Raw genomic sequence first — 18,052 nt, 5'->3', positions numbered from 1 at the left:
CAGAAAAAGCTTCGCTGGCAAGCCAGCTCCTACAGGTTATGCGCCACGACACAGGCCGTGCAGGAGCTGGCTTGCCAGCGATGGGGCCCGATCAGTCGAACGTAATCCCTTGAGCTAACGGCAACTCCAGCGAGTAGTTCACGGTGTTGGTCTGGCGGCGCATGTACCCGCGCCATGCATCGGAGCCCGACTCACGACCACCGCCCGTCTCTTTCTCGCCACCAAACGCGCCGCCGATTTCCGCACCGCTCGGGCCGATGTTGACGTTGGCGATGCCGCAGTCGCTGCCCACCGCCGACATGAACTGCTCGGCTTCACGCACGTCGGTGGTGAAGATGCATGAGGACAGGCCTTGTGGAACGGCGTTGTTCAGGCGCAGCGCTTCAGCGAAGTCCTTGTAACCGACCACGTACAGGATCGGCGCGAAGGTTTCGTGACAGACCACATCGCTCTGTTCCGGCATTTCAACGATGGCCGGCGAGACGTAGTAAGCGTTCGGGTATTTGTCTTCCAGCTGACGCTTGCCGCCGAAGACCCGACCGCCTTCGCTCAAGGCTTGCTCCAGCGCGTCCTGCATGTTGTCGAAGCTGTGCTTGTCGATCAGTGGGCCGATCAGGTTGCCTTCCAGCGGATTGCCGATGCGCACTTTCGAGTAAGCGGCCTTGAGGCGGGTAACGATTTCTTCTTTCACCGATTCGTGAGCGATCAGGCGACGCAACGTGGTGCAACGCTGGCCGGCGGTGCCGACGGCGCTGAACAGGATCGCGCGAACAGCCATGTCCAGATCAGCGCTTGGGCCGAGGATCATGGCGTTGTTGCCACCCAGCTCCAGGATGCTGCGGGCGAATCGTGCGGCGATTTTCGGTGCCACTTCGCGGCCCATGCGGGTGCTGCCGGTGGCGCTGATCAGCGCGACACGCGGGTCATCGACCAGCGCTTCGCCGGCATCGCGGCCGCCGATGATCACTTGGCTCAGGTGCGGAGGTGCGTCGCTGAAGTTTTTCAGTACGCGGTCGAACAGCGCCTGGCAGGCCAGTGCGGTCAACGGGGTTTTCTCCGAGGGTTTCCAGATCACCGGGTTGCCGCAGACCAGCGCCAGCGTGGTGTTCCAGGCCCAGACCGCCACCGGGAAGTTGAACGCACTGATCACGCCCACGATGCCCAGCGGGTGCCAGGTTTCACGCATGTGGTGGCCCGGGCGCTCGGAAGCGATGGTCAAGCCGTACAGTTGACGGGACAGGCCGACGGCGAAATCGCAGATGTCGATCATTTCCTGAACTTCACCCAGGCCTTCCTGAGTGATCTTGCCCGCTTCCCAGGACACCAGCTCGCCGAGATCGGCCTTGTATTCACGCAGGATGTCGCCCAACTGGCGTACCAGTTCGCCACGGCGCGGGGCCGGGACCTTGCGCCACAATTCGAACGCATGATCTGCGCGACTGATGTGCTGCTCGACTTCAGCGGCACCTTCCCAGTTCACAGAGGCGATCTTGCTGCCATCGATTGGCGAATGCACCGGCACTTTGCCGTTCTGGTACAGGGCCGGATTCACACCAAGACGATCAAGCAATGCGGCAACCATGGGTCACTCCTCGAGCAAAAAACACAAAACATGCAGCCGGAAAATCACGACTGATCAGACCTGTAGTTTTAGCTTGCCGGAGGTTACCCAACAAACGACCTTTAAGAGAGATATCATTCCGTTTATTCATGCTGCGAATTGCTGGTCAGAAAGAAACAAGAAAAAGGACAACCCCATGCTGAATAAACGTTACCTGCCGTCGATCACCGCATTGCAGTGTTTCGAGGCCGTGACCCGGCATTTGAGCTTCACACGGGCGGCCGAAGAGCTGAACCTGACCCAGAGCGCGGTCAGCAAACAGGTCGCGCAACTGGAAGAATTGTTGCAACACCTGTTGTTTCGCCGGGTGCGTCGACGCCTGCAAATGACCCCGGCCGGTGATTTGTACCTGGTTGAGGTACGAAAAATCCTCACGCAAGTCGAGATGTCGACCCACTACCTGCGTTCCTACGGCGGGGAAACCGAAGTCCTGCGCGTCTCGACCCCTCCGACCTTCGGCGCCCGCTGGCTGGTGCCCCGCCTGAAAGGCTGGCGCCTGCGTCACCCATCGATCCACCTGGACCTGTGCAGCGAGCAGGAAGCCGATGACCTGCTGCAAGGTCGCAGCGATCTGGCGTTCTATTTCGGCCAGGGCTCACGCCCCCGTACCGAATGCCTGAAGCTGTTCGGCGAAGAGCTTGTTCCCGTGTGTGCACCGGGTAGCCTGCCGGCGACACCGTTCACTGATCCCACCCAACTCACCGACCTGGTCCTGCTGCAAAACGCCTCCCGTCCGCAGGCTTGGCACGACTGGTTCGACAGTCAGGGTTACCACACCGAACACAGCTACCACGGGCCGCGCTTCGAGACCTTCTACATGTGCATCCGCGCCGCGCAGGTCGGCTGTGGCGTGGCGCTGTTGCCGCGGTTTCTGGTGGAAGAGGAGTTGGCCGACGGCAAACTGGTCATACCCTGGCAGCACGCGATGCCCAGTTCCGACGCCTATTACCTGGCGTACCCGGAACATTCGGCGGAAGTGCCCAAGGTGCGGGACTTTGTGAAGTGGATGCTGGAGCAGATTGATAGCCCGGAAGTACCGCAAACTTAAGGCTTCACCAAGACCTGTGGCAAAGCACCATCACTGTGGCGAGGGAGCTTGCTCCCGCTGGGGTGCGAAGCGCCCCCCTACAGCCGCTACGTTCAAACTGAAAAGCTGCGTTTACCGTTTTGCGGCTGCTGCGCAACCGAGCGGGAGCAAGCTCCCTCGCCACAGGGATCTGCTGCGATGCAAAAATCGCTGGCAATACCCCGCGCGGATATGCGCCACTAGCCCCATTCATTGAAACAGCTGCAACGCCACTGCCACGGGCCGCGGCCAGCCTGGAGAACCCCGTTATGAGCGAGAGTGTGTTTGCCGATCGCATCGTGCAGAACCTGCTCGACACCGACTTCTACAAACTGACGATGATGCAGGCGGTGCTGCACAACTACCCGAACGTGGACGTCGAATGGGAGTTCCGTTGCCGCAACAGTGAAGACCTGCGCCCGTACCTGGCGGAAATCCGCTTTCAGATCGAGCGCCTCGCCGAGTTGAACCTGAGCGCCGACCAGTTGAGTTTCATGGAGCGCATCAGCTTCATGAAGCCGGATTTCCTGCGCTTCCTCGGCTTGTTCCGCTTCAACCTGCGCTACGTCCACACCGGCATCGAAAACGGCGAGCTGTTTATCCGCCTGCGCGGGCCCTGGCTGCATGTGATTCTTTTTGAAGTCCCGCTGCTGTCCATCGTCAGCGAAGTGCGCAACCGCTATCGCTACCGGGACATCGTTCTGGAGCAAGCGCGCGAGCAACTTTATCGCAAGTTCGACTGGCTGACCGCCAACGCCAGCAGCGACGAATTGTCGGAATTGCAAGTAGCCGATTTCGGCACCCGCCGTCGCTTTTCGTACCGTGTGCAGGAAGAAGTGGTGAACGTGCTCAAGCACGATTTCCCCGGACGTTTCGTCGGCACCAGCAACGTGCATTTGTCCCGGGAACTGGACATGAAACCGCTGGGCACCATGGCCCACGAATGGATCATGGCCCACCAGCAACTCGGTCCGCGACTGATCGACAGCCAGATTGCCGCCCTCGATTGCTGGGTCCGCGAATACCGCGGCCTGCTGGGGATCGCCTTGACTGACTGCATCACCATGGATGCCTTCCTCAACGATTTCGACCTGTACTTTGCCAAACTCTTCGACGGCCTGCGCCATGACTCCGGGGATCCGGTGATCTGGGCAGAAAAGGCGATCGCCCACTATCAAAAGCTGGGCATCGACCCGATGAGCAAGACCCTGACGTTCTCCGACAGTCTGACGCTGCCCAAGGCGCTGGAAATATTTCGCGCATTACGCGGTCGGATCAATGTCAGCTTCGGCATCGGCACCAACCTGACGTGCGATATTCCAGGTGTTGAACCGATGAGCATCGTGCTTAAAATGGCGGCCTGCAATGGCCAACCGGTGGCAAAGATCTCCGACGAGCCTGGCAAGACTCACTGCAAAGACCCGAATTTCGTCGCCTACTTGCGACACGTTTTCAAAGTTCCTGCCGCCCTTTCCAGCACACCAAGCAAGGAGTGAATTCATGCAAGCCGTACAGCGTGAGATTGCTGAGCAGCTCAAGGTTCAACCGCCATTCGCCGACAAGGCCGCCCTCGAGGCGGAAATCGCCCGGCGCATTACCTTCATCCAGGATTGCCTGGTCAATTCCGGGCTCAAGACCCTGGTGCTCGGCATCAGCGGCGGGGTCGATTCCCTGACCGCCGGCCTGCTGGCCCAGCGCGCCATGCGTGAACTGCGCACCCGCACCGGTGATGACAACTACAAGTTCATCGCCGTGCGCCTGCCGTATGAAACCCAGTTCGATGAACACGACGCCCAGGCTTCGGTGGATTTCATCAAGCCGGACGAGCGTCACACCGTGAACATCGGCCCGGCAGTCAAATCCCTGGCCAATGAAGTGGCAGCCTTCGAAGGCAAGCACGCGGTGTCAGTGGATTTCGTCCTCGGCAACACCAAGGCGCGGATGCGCATGGTCGCCCAGTACACCATCGCTGGCGCGGCCCATGGCCTGGTGATCGGCACCGACCACGCGGCAGAAGCGGTGATGGGGTTCTTCACCAAGTTCGGTGACGGTGCTTGCGACCTGGCCCCGTTGAGCGGCCTGGTGAAAAACCAGGTCCGGGCCATTGCCCGCAGTTTCGGTGCGCCAGAAGCACTGGTGGAGAAAGTCCCGACTGCCGACCTGGAAGACCTGTCGCCGGGTAAGCCGGACGAAGCGTCCCACGGCGTGACGTATGCCGAGATCGATGCGTTCCTGCACGGTGAGCCGGTGCGTGAGGAAGCGTTCAAGATCATCTGCGATACGTACAAAAAGACCCACCACAAGCGCGTGATGCCGTTTGCACCATAAGCAAGGGCGGCGCCTGAACCGACCACATCGCTAGCAGGCTAGCTCCCACAGGGGACTTGCGGAGTGTCGCAGATCCAGTGTGGGAGCTAGCCTGCTAGCGATGAACGATGACTCGGTCAAATGTCAGGCACAAAAAAAGCGTCCCTCGCAGGACGCTTTTTTTATGAACCCGATTCGCTTACTTCAGCGTAACCGTGCCTTTCATCATCGAAATGTGGCCCGGGAACGAGCAGAAGAAGCCGTATTTCTCGGCAGCATCAAGCTTCGACACGTCGAAGGTCACCGAGTCGGTTTCCTTGGCACCGATGATTTTGGTGTGGGCGATAACGCGCGCATCACCTTCCTTCAGATAGTTCTTGTCGATACCGGCAGCCAGGCCGTCAGTGGCGATCGGCTGCATGTCAGCCTCTTTGCTCAGCACCCAGTTATGACCCATCACATTTTTCGGCAGGCTGCCGGAGTGGGTCAGTTCAACGGTGAAGGTCTTGCAGCTTTTGTCGATTTCAATGGCCTTGGTGTTGAAGGACATTTGGTCGGTGGAGTCGATGGTCGTCTTGCACTCGGCAGCCATCAATTGACTGCTGGCCAGTGTCAGCAGGGATACCGCAACAAGTTTGGCAAACATGGTGAATCTCCAAGGCGGGGGTAAACAAAAGTGCGAATGGACAGAAGACTGCCTGAAAACTTCGCAAGTTCCTATGACCTGAATCAAAAATTGTATACAACTTTAGAGCTATGACACCTATCCAAATAATCTACCAGCCAGACGTCCAGGGCGGCCCTATCATCAGGTCGTCATCACCAATATGGAGCGTCTGTCATGTCGATCAACAGCTTTTTGTGCAGTTTGCTCGCCGCTTATGCCTGTGGCGCCAGTGGTACCTGTGAAACGTCCCAACGCGAAGTTTAGACCTTGGAGCGCAGCGCCTCAGCCTTTACTCTGTGGCCATCCTGACCCTGGAGCAAGGCATGTCTTTAGCATCCGTTTGTGTATTTTGCGGTGCCAGCACCGGCACCAACCCGGCTTATCGTGAAGCGGCTGTCGCCCTGGGGCGAGCATTGGCCGAGCGCAGGTTGACCCTGGTCTATGGCGGCGGCGCCGTGGGGTTGATGGGGATTGTGGCCGATGCTGCACTGGCAGCCGGCGGTGAAGTGATCGGGATCATCCCGCAAAGCCTCAAGGACAAGGAAATCGGCCACAGCGGCCTGACTCGCCTCGAAGTGGTCGACGGCATGCATGCGCGAAAGGCGCGGATGGCTGAGCTCAGCGACGCATTTATCGCATTGCCCGGCGGCCTGGGCACTCTGGAGGAACTGTTCGAAGTCTGGACGTGGGGCCAGCTCGGCTACCACGGCAAACCACTGGGTCTGCTGGAAGTGAACGGCTTCTACAGCAAATTGACTGGTTTTCTTGATCATATCGTCGGCGAAGGCTTCGTTCGCGAAGCGCACCGTGACATGCTGCAACTGAGCGAATCGCCGCAAACCCTGCTCGATGCCCTGGATGCCTGGCAGCCGACCGTGGTGCCAAAGTGGACAGAGCAAAAACCCAGCTAACGGCTCGGCACCGATACAGGGCAGAATATGCGCCGCTCAACCTCACCTTCGACCCCAGAGGATCGCCCATGGCTAAACCTAATTATTCCTTCGCCAAACGTCAGAGAGACTTGGCCAAGGAGCAGAAGAAAGAGGAAAAGCTTCAGCGCAAGAAAGCTACAGCTGAAGAAGAAGCCGCCGCACTGAACCCGGAAACAGACGGTGAAGTGGCCGCAGAAAGTGATGTTGAAGCACCGAAAGATCAGGCGCCCGACGCCTGAGACCCTCAGGGCCCGATGATCTGATCAGGCCCACCGGATCTGTGTCCAGGGTCAGCAGTTACGCTGCTGGCCCTGCGTTACTCCAGTGGCATTACGGTGACGCGGACTTCCGGGTCGTGATTACCGCCCCCCAGAATCACCCCCCGCAACGGCGAGACATCGGAGAAATCCCGGCCCCAGGCCAGGGTGATGTGTTCCAGCGCCGGCTGCACATTGTTGGTCGGATCGAAATCCACCCAGCCCAGCATCGGGCAAAAAACCGAAACCCAGGCATGCGAGGCGTCGGCACCGATCAGCCGTGGCTGGCCGGGCGGTGGCTGAGTCAGCAGGTAACCGCTGATGTAACGAGCCGCCAACCCGCGGGAACGCACGCAAGCGAGCATCAGGTGAGCGAAGTCCTGGCAAACCCCGCGCCGGCGCTCCAGCACTTCCACCAGTGGCGTTGCCACCTGCGTCGCTTCGGCGTCGAAGGTGAACTCGCTGAAGATTTTCTCCATCAGCGCCTGAACGCCGAGCAACAACGGACGGCCCGCGGGGAAACAACTTTCCGAGAACTCGACGAAGTTGCGCTTCAGATGCACATAGGGCGATTCGAACCGGTAACGGCAAGCTTCCAGCAATTCAGGAGAAAGCGGCTGACTGCTGTAGGTCAGTGCGTTGCGGGTGTCTTCCCAGGCCGGGGATTGATTGAAATCCAGCGTTGGCCGAGACATCACTTCGACGGTGAGCCGGGCGTTGACCAATAGTTCATCGTGCGGCCGCTCGAATGCCAGTCGGGTCAGCGGGTTGCCAAACACATCCAGCTCGTCCCGGCGCGATGTCGGATCGGGGCTGATCTGCAATTGCTGCTCGGTGCAGCGCTGCCAGGCACACGATCGCGGCCACAGGTGTGCCAATTGCTGGGCGAGGGACACCGGGCTGTCGTAGTGATAATGGGTGTCGTGGAAAATCTGGTAACGGGCGCTCATCAGACGGACACCGTGCGCTGGCTGACATCATCGACATGGGCGAAATGGCGCAACGCCAGACGATCCGACACTTGTCCGCTGGCGTCAGCGATCTCTTGCAGCAGATCGGCCAGACCCTCTATGGCGGCACGAACGCTGGCATCGCCGAACAACGAATTCTCCAGGCACCCCAGATCGAAGCGCGCCAGCCGTTCCACCAAGTGCGGCAGCCCCGCTTCGCGCGGCACAGCAAAATCATCGTTCAACCGCTTGAGGGTGCGAGTGACCAGTTTCAGCTGGAACAACACGGCGTGAGGGTTCTGCTCATCGAGCAGCAACAGGTCCAGCACCGGAATCAATTGCGCCACCGCCAGATACCGCGAGCGGTAGGTGATGCTGCTGTTGCCCAGTTCCAGCAGCCATTCAAGTCCGGCCTGGTCGAAGGCACCACTACCGCGCAGGAACGCCGCCAGGCTGCCGCTGAGAAATTGCAGGCGCTCGATCCGCCGGCCGATCATCAGGAAGCGCCAGCCTTCGTCCCGGGTCATGTCGTCGAGGGCAAAACCCGACAGCGCCGCCAGCGACATCACCAGACGGTTGAGGAAATCCAGCAACTCGCCGAAATCCGGCTCTTCGGTTTCCAGCTCGATTGCCTCGCGCTGCAACTCCACCAGCGCCTGCCAGTTTTCCCGCGAGAGCTTGCCGCGCACCTGAGAAGCCGCCCACTGCAAGCGCTGCAGGTTGGAACGCAGGCTGAACGGCCAGTCGTCGCCGAGCAGCGCCGCCAGTAGCCGTTCAGGCAATTCGCCTTCATCGGGCAGCAACATCAACCGCTCGCCCAGTTCGACAGCCGCCTCCAGAGCTTGCGGGTCATCGCCGTCGACGTAGCGCGCCAGCATGATCCGCAGCAACCGAGCGCTGTCATCGCAGCGTTCACAGTAGCGGCCGAACCAGAACAGGTTTTCCACGACCCGGGACGGCAGATACGGATCGCGCCGCACCAGGTCGTGCACGCCGATGCTGCGCTGGGCTTTCCACTGCTCGCCGCTCGGTGGCCGATCCCCCAGCACCCAGGTGTCCTTGCTCGCGCCGCCACGTTGCATCGACACCACTTCGGCATCGGCCTCGGCGGCCACACGGGTCAAACCACCGGGCAGCACCCGATAGCCATCGCGACTGGCCACCGCATACATGCGCATGCCGATCGCCCGAGGCTGTAACTGACCGTCCTCAGCCTGCCAGATCGGCGCCTGCGACAATTGCGCCAGCTCTTGCGCCACATAGGCGTAAGGTCGCGCCTGCATGCGCTCAGCAAGGGTCTGGCGCTGTTTTTCACTCAAGTCACGGCCAAATACCGGCGCAAAACTCTGCGAAGGAAACGCCGGTTTGATCAGCAGCTCCGGCAACTTTTCCAATGCCTGGGCCAGCACCGGCGCTTCGCCGCACCACCATGTGGCGATGGAGGGCAGAATCAGCTCTTCGCCGAACAGGAATTGATTGATCCTCGGTAGAAAGCCCAACAGTCCTGGCGACTCGAGAACGCCGCTGCCCAGCGCGTTGGCCACCAGCACTCGCCCCTGCCGCACGGCTTCGAGCAGGCCCGGCACGCCCAGCGCAGAGTCGGTGCGCAATTCCAGCGGATCGCAGAAGTCGTCGTCGAGGCGACGCATGATCGCGTGGACGCGACGCAGGCCGCTCAGGGTTTTCAGGTACACCGTGGCATCGCGCACCGTGAGGTCGCCACCCTCCACCAGCGGATAACCGAGCTGCCGTGCCAAGTACAGATGTTCGAAGTAGCTTTCGTTGAAACGCCCCGGTGTCAGCAGTACCACCAACGGCGCTTCATCATCGCTCGGAGCCTGACGGGCCAGGGTTTCCTGCAGCGTGCGGAAGAACCCGGCCAGATGCTGCACCTTCAAATCTCGGTACAACTCGGGGAAGGCCCGGGACACGATCGTGCGGTTTTCCAGGGCGTAACCCGCGCCGGACGGTGCCTGAGTCCGATCCGCCGTGACCCACCAGCGCCCGTCGGGCGTGCGCGCCAGATCCACGGCATACAGATGCAGAAAGGCCCCGTCGGGCGGCGTGATGCCCTGACAGGGCCAGAGGAAGTTGTTGTGACCGAACACCAGTTCAGCCGGCAGCAAGCCTTCAGCGATCAGCCGCTGCGGCCCGTATAAATCCGCCAGGACGGCATTCAACAGACGCGCCCGCTGTGCGATCCCGGCTGACAACAGCGCCCACTCATCCGCGGCGATCACATGCGGCAGCAGGTCCAGCTCCCACGGTCGATCCGCGCCCTTGGGATCGGCGTAGACGTTGTAGGTCACGCCGTTTTCCTGGATCTGCCGGGTCAGCAGTGCCTGACGCTGCACCAGCTGCGCGGGCGTACTGCGTTGCAACTGGTCGAACAGCCGACGCCAGTGCAAACGCACCGCGCCGCTGTTGTCGAGCAGTTCGTGATAAGTGCCCGCCGTCAGCGGGTAGCGGTCTAGCAGGTCAGGCATGGAAAGCTCGGCAGACAGCAAGGAACGGTCAGACTAACGCAGGCTCATGACGCCCGGATATACGAAAAATCCGAGCGTCGCGTACGGTTTAGAAACGTCGCAAATCGAGAGTCATCGGCAGCTCGTCGTTAACTTCCAGAATCGGGATAGGAAGTTTCCCTGGGCTGTGTCCGATGCGGAAGAAACGCGCCATTCTCCGACTTTCGGCTTCATTGGCGTTCACCGGCAAGCTGTCATAGTTGCGCCCGCCCGGATGGGCGACGTGGTACTGACAGCCCCCCAGCGACCGCTGCATCCAGGTGTCGAGCAGGTCGAACACCAGCGGCGCATGGACCGCAATGGTCGGTTGCAGGCAGTTGGCCGGCTGCCAGGCGCGGAAACGCACGCCGGCCACGAACTCGCCAACCCGCCCGGTGGGCTGCAAGGGCACCGGAACGCCGTTGCAGGTCAGCAAATAACGTTGCGGCGGCAGGCCGGTGAGCTTGACCTGCAAACGCTCAAGGGAAGAATCCACATACCGTACCGTGCCACCAACGGCGCCCTCCTCGCCCAGCACATGCCACGGCTCGAGCGCCTGGCGCACTTCCAGTTCGATGCCGCTGACGGCGTAGTCGCCGACCTTGGGAAAGCGGAACTCCAGATGCGCGGCAAACCACTCGGCCCGCACGGGGTAACCCGAGGCGTTGAGATCAACGATGACATCGGCGAAATCCTGTTCGATAAAGTGCGGCAACAGGAACCGGTCGTGTAATTCAGTGCCCCAGCGCGCCAGTTTCGGCGGCGCATAAGGCTCGCGCCAGAATCGCGCGACCAGCGCTCGCAGCAACAACTGTTGCGCCAGACTCATGCGCGCATGCGGTGGCATTTCAAAGGCACGCAACTCCAGCAAACCAAGGCGCCCCGTCGCGCCGTCCGGTGAATAAAGCTTGTCGATGCAGAACTCGGCGCGGTGGGTGTTGCCAGTCACGTCGATCAACAGGTTGCGCAACAACCGATCCACCAGCCATGGCGCGCACTCTTCGCCCGGTTCAGGCATTTGTGCAAAGGCGATTTCCAGCTCGTACAGCGCATCGTTGCGTGCCTCATCGACGCGCGGTGCCTGGGACGTCGGGCCGATGAACAGCCCGGAAAACAGGTAGGACAACGACGGATGGTTGTGCCAGTAACTGATCAGGCTGCGCAGCAGGTCGGGACGACGCAGAAACGGTGAGTCAGCCGGCGTCGCGCCACCCAGTACGAAATGGTTACCGCCGCCGGTGCCAGTGTGTCGGCCATCGATCATGAATTTCTCGGTGGTCAGCCGGGTCTGGCGCGCCTCTTCGTAGAGAAACTCGGTGCGCTCGACCAGTTCGTCCCATGTGGCGGACGGCTGCACGTTCACCTCGATCACGCCCGGGTCCGGGGTGATGCGGAAGTTGCTCAGACGCGGATCGCTCGGCGGCTCATAGCCTTCCAGCAACACCGGGCAGTGCAATTCCTGCGCCGTGGCCTCGATCGCGGTGACAAGTTCCAGATAATCCTCGACCCGCTCCAGCGGCGGCATGAACAGGTACAAGCGCCCTTCCCGCGCCTCGGCGCAAAACGCGGTGCGCGTCAGCCAGTCGGCGGATTCGTCGACCTCCAGATCCCGCTCGACCGCTTCAGCCGCGGCTCCGGGGCTGTTCAGCTGCTGGGTGTCCGGAAGCGCCGGGAATTCCTGGTTAGGGTCGTTGGGATAGATGAACGGATACTCGGCGGCCTTGACCCACGGCTGCGATCCCAGCGGCAAGCGATAGCCCAGCGGCGAATCCCCCGGCACCAAGCGGCAGTGGTCATCGCGCAGGTACCAGCGACCGCTTTGCCATTGATCGCCCTTGGCGGTGCGCGCCAGCGGCAGGACCTGGCCGATTACTTTATCCAGCCCCTGACTGAAGACTTTACGCAGACGCGCACGCTCCAGCGGCTCTTCCAGTCGTGAGTCTTCGGCGCTGACGTTCTGCGGCAACGTGCCTTCGCGCCAGAGGTAATAGAAATTGTCTTCGTAAGCCGGGAACACAAAACGTGTCGGAATTTTCAAACGTTCGGCGACACTTGCCAGAAAGCGCCCCGCCAGCTCGCCATCGGCGCCGTAGTCTTCCTGCTCGTCGGCAATCAGCGCGCTGTTGTGCCAGATCGGCACGCCGTCCCGACGCCAGTAACAGTTCAGCGACCAGCGCGGCAGTTGCTCGCCGGGGTACCACTTGCCTTGACCGAAGTGCACCAGGCCCTTGGGCGCGTAACGCTTGCGCATGCGCTGAAACAGTTCGGCGGACAGGCGACGCTTGTCCGGCCCGAGTGCAGCGGTGTTCCACTCGGCGCCGTCTGGATCATCGATGGAGACGAAGGTCGGCTCCCCGCCCATGGTCAGGCGAACGTCGCCTTCCAGCAGGTCGGCATCGATCTGCCGGCCCAGCGCCTGGATCGCCAGCCATTGATCCTCGGTGTAGGGCTTGGTGACCCGCGGCGCTTCCCAAATCCGCTCCACGGACATTTCATGGGTGAATTCGCACTCGCACGGTTCCACCAAGCCACTGATCGGTGCCGCAGAGCCCGGATCGGGACTACACGCCAACGGAATGTGTCCTTCACCGGCAAACAGCCCCGACGTCGCGTCCAGGCCGATCCAGCCGGCCCCCGGCAAATAGACTTCGCACCAGGCGTGCAAATCAGTGAAGTCCACCTCGGTACCAGAAGGGCCATCCAGACTTTTGACGTCGGCGGTGAGTTGAATCAGGTAACCGGAGACGAAACGAGCGGCCAGCCCGAGATTGCGCAGCAATTGCACCAGCAACCACGCCGAGTCGCGGCAGGAACCGGAGGCATGCTCAAGCGTGTGTTCAGGCGTTTGCACACCCGGCTCCATACGAATCAGGTAGCCAATGTCTTCGCTCAGCCGCTGGTTCAGCGCGACAAGGAAATCCACGCTTGGCAACGGCGTGCGGTCGATACCGTCCAGATACGCCTTGAACTTCGGCGTCAGCGGCAAGGTTTCCAGGTACGGCGCCAGTTCCTTGCGCTCGTCGGCAGCGTAGGCGAAAGGGATCTGTTCGGCGTAAGGCTCGAGGAAAAAGTCGAACGGATTGAACACCGCCATCTCTGCCAGCAGATCGACTTCGATCCGCAGTTCCGCGGTTTTCTCCGGGAACACCAACCGCGCCAGGTAATTGCCCTGGGGATCCTGCTGCCAGTTGATGAAATGCTGCTCGGGCGAGACTTTCAGCGCGTACGACAGTATCCGCGTGCGACTGTGGGCGGCCGGGCGCAGGCGAACGATCTGCGGCCCGAGCTCGACGGCGCGGTCGTAGCGGTAATGCGTGACGTGGTGCAATGCGACATGAATCGACACGGCGTGCCTCCTGCGAGCCTTGAGCGTATTCGAAAGCGCGCAAGACTTATGCCATCCAGTGGCGCTGGCGCTTTCATAGATTTGCTTAGGCAGTACAGCACCAAAATCGGGCAATGCGGAGAATTGGTTTGGGGGAGTTGCACGCATTTGTGGCGCAGGAGTGAGTGTACGCCGTCATTGTGGCGAGGGCGCTTGCTCCCGCTGGGGCGCGCAGCGGCCCTGAATCAGGTAATGAGTCCCTTCTATCAAGACGTGCCAGCTGGTTTGCGACTGCTTCACAGTCGAGCGGGAGCAAGCGCCCTCGCCACAGGTGATCACCGATCCAGAAACGCAGAACGCCAACCCGAAGGTTGGCGTTCTGTTGTCAGCGGTCAGTGTTTACCGTGGTACCACCGGCTTGCGCGCAGGCTTGGGTCCTTTGCCTTTGGCCGCATCCTTGCGCTCCTTGGCCGCCTGCTGGTTGCGGGCGAATGCCGCCGCCTTGGCCTGTTCACGCTTGTCCCACGGGTTGCCGCCATCGCTGGCACGCGGTGGCAGGCCAGTGTGCTGGGTCAGGATCTTGGTGGTCTTCTCACCCGCCACTTTATGGCTGCCCGCCGGCGTCGAGTTCTTGCGACGGGCACTCTGATAGCTGTCGGTCGCCGGCTGATGCAGCGGAATCAGCTGGTTCTTGCCTGGCCCGATCAGGTCGGCGCGGCCCATGCGGGTCAACGCTTCACGCAGCATCGGCCAGCCTTTCGGGTCGTGGTAACGCAAGAACGCCTTGTGCAGACGACGCTGCTCTTCGCTCTTGACGATGGTCACGGCGTCGCTCTTGTAAGTGACCTTGCGCAGCGGGTTCTTGCCCGAATGGTACATCGCGGTGGCGGTGGCCATTGGCGACGGGTAGAACGCCTGCACCTGGTCGGCGCGGAAGCCATTGCCCTTGAGCCACAGGGCCAGGTTCATCATGTCTTCGTCGGTGGTGCCCGGGTGAGCGGCGATGAAGTACGGAATCAGGTACTGCTCTTTCCCGGCTTCCTTGGAGTACTTCTCGAACATGCGCTTGAACTTGTCGTAGCTGCCGATGCCCGGTTTCATCATCTGGTTGAGCGGACCTTCCTCGGTGTGTTCCGGGGCGATCTTCAGGTAACCACCGACGTGGTGGGTCACCAGCTCCTTGACGTATTCCGGCGACTCGACCGCGAGGTCATAACGCAGGCCGGACGCGATCAAAATCTTCTTCACACCCGGCAAGGCACGGGCGCTGCGATACAGCTGGATCAGCGACGAGTGGTCGGTGTTCAGGTTCGGACAAATACCCGGGAACACGCACGATGGCTTGCGGCACGCGGATTCGATTTCCGGGCTCTTGCAGGCGATTCGGTACATGTTCGCGGTCGGGCCGCCGAGGTCGGAAATGACGCCGGTAAAGCCTGGGACCTTGTCGCGGATCTCTTCGATTTCGCGAATGATCGACTCTTCGGAACGGTTCTGGATGATCCGGCCTTCGTGCTCGGTGATCGAGCAGAACGTGCAGCCACCGAAGCAGCCTCGCATGATGTTCACCGAGAAACGGATCATGTCGTAGGCCGGGATTTTTTCCTTGCCGTACGCCGGGTGCGGGATACGTGCGTAAGGCATGCCGAACACGTAGTCCATTTCTTCAGTGGTCATCGGAATCGGCGGCGGGTTGAACCAGACGTCGACTTCGCCATGCCTCTGCACCAGTGCACGGGCGTTGCCCGGGTTGGTTTCGAGGTGAAGCACACGGTTGGCGTGAGCATAAAGCACCGCGTCGCCACGGACCTTTTCAACCGATGGCAGACGAATCACGGTCTTGTCGCGAGTCATTTTCGGGCTCGCCAGGATCTGCACGACCTTGGCTTCGCTCGGGTCTTCAACCGGGCCCTTTTCCTGCTCGATGGCGCAGGCCTGAGTGTCCTGGGTGTTCACGTACGGGTTGATGATCTTGTCGATCTTGCCCGGACGGTCGATGCGCGTGGAATCGACTTCGTACCAGTCTTTCGGCGTATCGCGACGGATGAACGCGGTGCCGCGCACGTCGGTGATGTCTTCGATCTTGTGACCGTAGGACAGACGCTGGGCAACTTCGACGATCGCACGCTCGGCGTTGCCGTAGAGCAGGATGTCAGCGCAGGCGTCGATCAGGATCGAGTTGCGCACCCGGTCCTGCCAGTAATCGTAGTGGGCGATGCGGCGCAGGGACGCTTCGATGCCGCCAAGCACGATCGGCACGTTCTTGTAGGCTTCCTTGCAGCGCTGGCTGTAAACAAGGCTCGCACGATCCGGACGTTTGCCCGCCAGGCCACCGGGGGTGTAGGCGTCATCGGAACGGATTTTCTTGTCGGCGGTGTAGCGGTTGATCATCGAGTCCATGTTGCCGGCCGCGACGCCGAAGAACAGGTTCGGCTCGCCGAGTTTCATGAAATCGTCTTTGGACTGCCAGTTCGGCTGGGCGATGATCCCGACGCGGAAACCTTGCGACTCCAGCAGCCGGCCGATGATCGCCATGCCGAACGACGGATGGTCAACGTAGGCATCACCGGTGACGATGATGATGTCGCACGAATCCCAGCCAAGCTGATCCATCTCCTCCCTGCTCATTGGCAGGAATGGCGCTGGACCGAAACATTCGGCCCAGTACTTGGGATAGTCAAATAACGGCTTGGCTGTTTGCATGACGATGACCGGTGTTGAGATGAAAAATCGCGGGCGCGGAATATAGCACAAAAAATAACCAATTCCGACGGCTATGGTCGGAAATGTCGGTGGTTGTTTTGAGCGCCGATCTTAAGGTCACGCCTTTGTGGCCAAGGAGCTTGCTCCCGCTGGGTTGCGAAGCGGCCCCAAGATCTTGTGAGCGCTGCGCACTCAAGCGGAAGCAAGCTCCCTCGCCACAAAAACTGCTTTGCCACAGGTTTTTGCCGGGTTACTCGTCGTCGAAGTTGTAGCTGCCCGGCGCCAGGTTTTCGAAGCGGGTGTACTTGCCGATGAACGCCAGTCGCGACGTGCCGATCGGGCCGTTCCGCTGCTTGCCGATGATGATCTCGGCGATGCCTTTGTGCTCGGTTTCCGGGTGATACACCTCGTCCCGGTACACGAACATGATGACGTCGGCATCCTGCTCGATCGCTCCGGATTCCCGGAGGTCGGAGTTGATCGGGCGTTTGTTCGGTCGTTGCTCCAGGGAGCGGTTGAGCTGTGACAGCGCCACCACCGGGCAATTGAATTCCTTGGCCAGGGCTTTCAAGGAACGGGAGATTTCGGAAATCTCGTTGGTCCGGTTGTCACCACCGGAACCCGGAATCTGCATCAATTGCAGGTAGTCGATCATGATCAGGGCAACATCGCCGTGCTCACGCACCAGGCGCCGGGTCCGCGCGCGCATTTCCGAAGGGCTGATACCCGCCGTATCGTCGATGAACAGCTTGCGGTCGTTGAGCAGGTTGACCGCCGAGGTCAGGCGCGGCCAATCGTCGTCGTCCAGTCGACCGGCACGGACCTTGGTCTGGTCGATGCGGCCGAGGGACGAGAGCATACGCATGATCAGCGATTCACCTGGCATCTCGAGCGAGTACACCAGCACGCACTTGTCGCTGCGTAGCACGGCGTTTTCCACCAGGTTCATCGCAAAGGTGGTTTTACCCATGGACGGACGGCCGGCGACGATGATCAGGTCGGCTGGCTGCAGGCCGCTGGTCTTTTCATCAAGGTCGGTGTAACCCGTCGACAGGCCAGTGATGGCGTTGTCGGTGTTGAACAGGGTGTCGATGCGGTCGATTGCCTTGGTCAGCAGGTCATTCACGCTCACCGGGCCGCCGGTTTTAGGCCGGGCCTCGGCGATCTGGAAAATCTGACGCTCGGCTTCGTCGAGAATCTCTTCAGCGGTGCGGCCTTCCGGGTTGAAGGCGCTGTCGGCAATCTCGGTCGCGATGCCGATCAGTTGCCTCAGCGTTGCCCGCGCGCGGACGATCTGCGCATAGGCCTTGATGTTGGCGACGGACGGCGTGTTTTTCGCCAACTCGCCGAGGTAACCGAGGCCGCCGACCTGCGAAGTCTGACCTTCCTTGTCCAATTGCTCGGCAAGGGTCACGACGTCGATCGGGGAGTTCTGGTCGGCGAGCTTGGCGATCGCGCGGAAGATCAGGCGGTGGTCATGCCGGTAGAAATCGCCGTCGGAGACTTGATCGAGCACACGTTCCCAGGCGTTGTTGTCCAGCATCAGACCACCGAGCACAGCCTGTTCGGCCTCGATGGAATGCGGCGGCACCTTCAGGGCAGCGGTTTGCAGATCGTATTGCTCGGGAGCGGAGATATCGTTCATGGCCACTAGGTTTATTTAAGAAAAGCTGGGGGGTTCAGAAAGACAAAGGGCACGACCTGTAAACAGGATCGTGCC

Annotated in this window: 12 protein-coding genes; 5 read left to right on the top strand and 7 right to left on the bottom strand. The window is 60.8% G+C overall.

Translation table 11 applies throughout. The features are described 5' to 3' along the window. Positions 1-91: 91 nt before the first annotated feature. On the bottom strand, positions 92-1,582 hold the full coding sequence (locus B723_RS08270) for an L-piperidine-6-carboxylate dehydrogenase (RefSeq protein WP_017336277.1): 1,491 nt from the start codon (positions 1,580-1,582) through the stop codon (positions 92-94). A 175-nt stretch (positions 1,583-1,757) separates the two neighbouring features. Between B723_RS08270 and B723_RS08265 the strand changes: the two genes are divergently transcribed. From B723_RS08265 to nadE, 3 genes are all read left to right on the top strand, one after another. Beyond that, positions 1,758-2,669 carry a LysR family transcriptional regulator gene (locus B723_RS08265; RefSeq protein WP_017336276.1) on the top strand — a complete coding sequence of 304 codons (912 nt, stop codon included), beginning with the start codon at positions 1,758-1,760 and terminating at the stop codon, positions 2,667-2,669. Positions 2,670-2,956: 287 nt separating this feature from the next. Beyond that, complete coding sequence (gene pncB / locus B723_RS08260; RefSeq protein ID WP_017336275.1) at positions 2,957-4,183, top strand: nicotinate phosphoribosyltransferase; 1,227 nt, start codon at positions 2,957-2,959, stop codon at positions 4,181-4,183. Between the two features lie 4 nt (positions 4,184-4,187). Next, positions 4,188-5,015: an ammonia-dependent NAD(+) synthetase gene (gene nadE, locus B723_RS08255; protein WP_017336274.1), complete on the top strand. Its 828-nt coding sequence runs from the start codon at positions 4,188-4,190 to the stop codon at positions 5,013-5,015. Positions 5,016-5,193: 178 nt separating this feature from the next. Here nadE and azu read toward each other — a convergent pair whose 3' ends face one another. Next, complete coding sequence (gene azu, locus B723_RS08250; protein ID WP_017336273.1) at positions 5,194-5,640, bottom strand: azurin; 447 nt, start codon at positions 5,638-5,640, stop codon at positions 5,194-5,196. Positions 5,641-5,984: 344 nt separating this feature from the next. On the opposite strand from azu, the gene B723_RS08245 reads away from it, so the two are divergent. Beyond that, positions 5,985-6,572, top strand: a complete 588-nt coding sequence (locus tag B723_RS08245; RefSeq protein WP_017336271.1) for a TIGR00730 family Rossman fold protein — start codon at positions 5,985-5,987, stop codon at positions 6,570-6,572. A 68-nt stretch (positions 6,573-6,640) separates the two neighbouring features. After that, positions 6,641-6,832, top strand: a complete 192-nt coding sequence (locus B723_RS08240) for a hypothetical protein (RefSeq protein WP_017336270.1) — start codon at positions 6,641-6,643, stop codon at positions 6,830-6,832. A 77-nt stretch (positions 6,833-6,909) separates the two neighbouring features. Here B723_RS08240 and B723_RS08235 read toward each other — a convergent pair whose 3' ends face one another. From B723_RS08235 to dnaB, 5 genes are all read right to left on the bottom strand, one after another. After that, on the bottom strand, positions 6,910-7,800 hold the full coding sequence (locus B723_RS08235) for a transglutaminase family protein (protein ID WP_017336269.1): 891 nt from the start codon (positions 7,798-7,800) through the stop codon (positions 6,910-6,912). Then, positions 7,800-10,286: a circularly permuted type 2 ATP-grasp protein gene (locus tag B723_RS08230; RefSeq protein WP_017336268.1), complete on the bottom strand. Its 2,487-nt coding sequence runs from the start codon at positions 10,284-10,286 to the stop codon at positions 7,800-7,802. Before B723_RS08230 ends, B723_RS08235 begins: the two co-directional genes overlap by 1 nt. 88 nt (positions 10,287-10,374) lie before the next feature. Next, positions 10,375-13,650 carry a DUF2126 domain-containing protein gene (locus B723_RS08225; protein ID WP_017336267.1) on the bottom strand — a complete coding sequence of 1,092 codons (3,276 nt, stop codon included), beginning with the start codon at positions 13,648-13,650 and terminating at the stop codon, positions 10,375-10,377. Positions 13,651-14,028: 378 nt separating this feature from the next. Further along, positions 14,029-16,332 carry a YgiQ family radical SAM protein gene (locus tag B723_RS08220; RefSeq protein WP_017336266.1) on the bottom strand — a complete coding sequence of 768 codons (2,304 nt, stop codon included), beginning with the start codon at positions 16,330-16,332 and terminating at the stop codon, positions 14,029-14,031. A gap of 250 nt (positions 16,333-16,582) precedes the next feature. Further along, positions 16,583-17,977: a replicative DNA helicase gene (dnaB, locus tag B723_RS08215; RefSeq protein ID WP_017336265.1), complete on the bottom strand. Its 1,395-nt coding sequence runs from the start codon at positions 17,975-17,977 to the stop codon at positions 16,583-16,585. Positions 17,978-18,052 lie beyond the last annotated feature (75 nt).

It is taken from the genome of Pseudomonas fluorescens NCIMB 11764 (assembly GCF_000293885.2).
Classification (GTDB): domain Bacteria; phylum Pseudomonadota; class Gammaproteobacteria; order Pseudomonadales; family Pseudomonadaceae; genus Aquipseudomonas; species Aquipseudomonas fluorescens_B.
The sequence above is the reverse complement of the archived record's forward strand: the minus strand, read 5'-3'. Positions and strand labels throughout refer to the sequence as shown.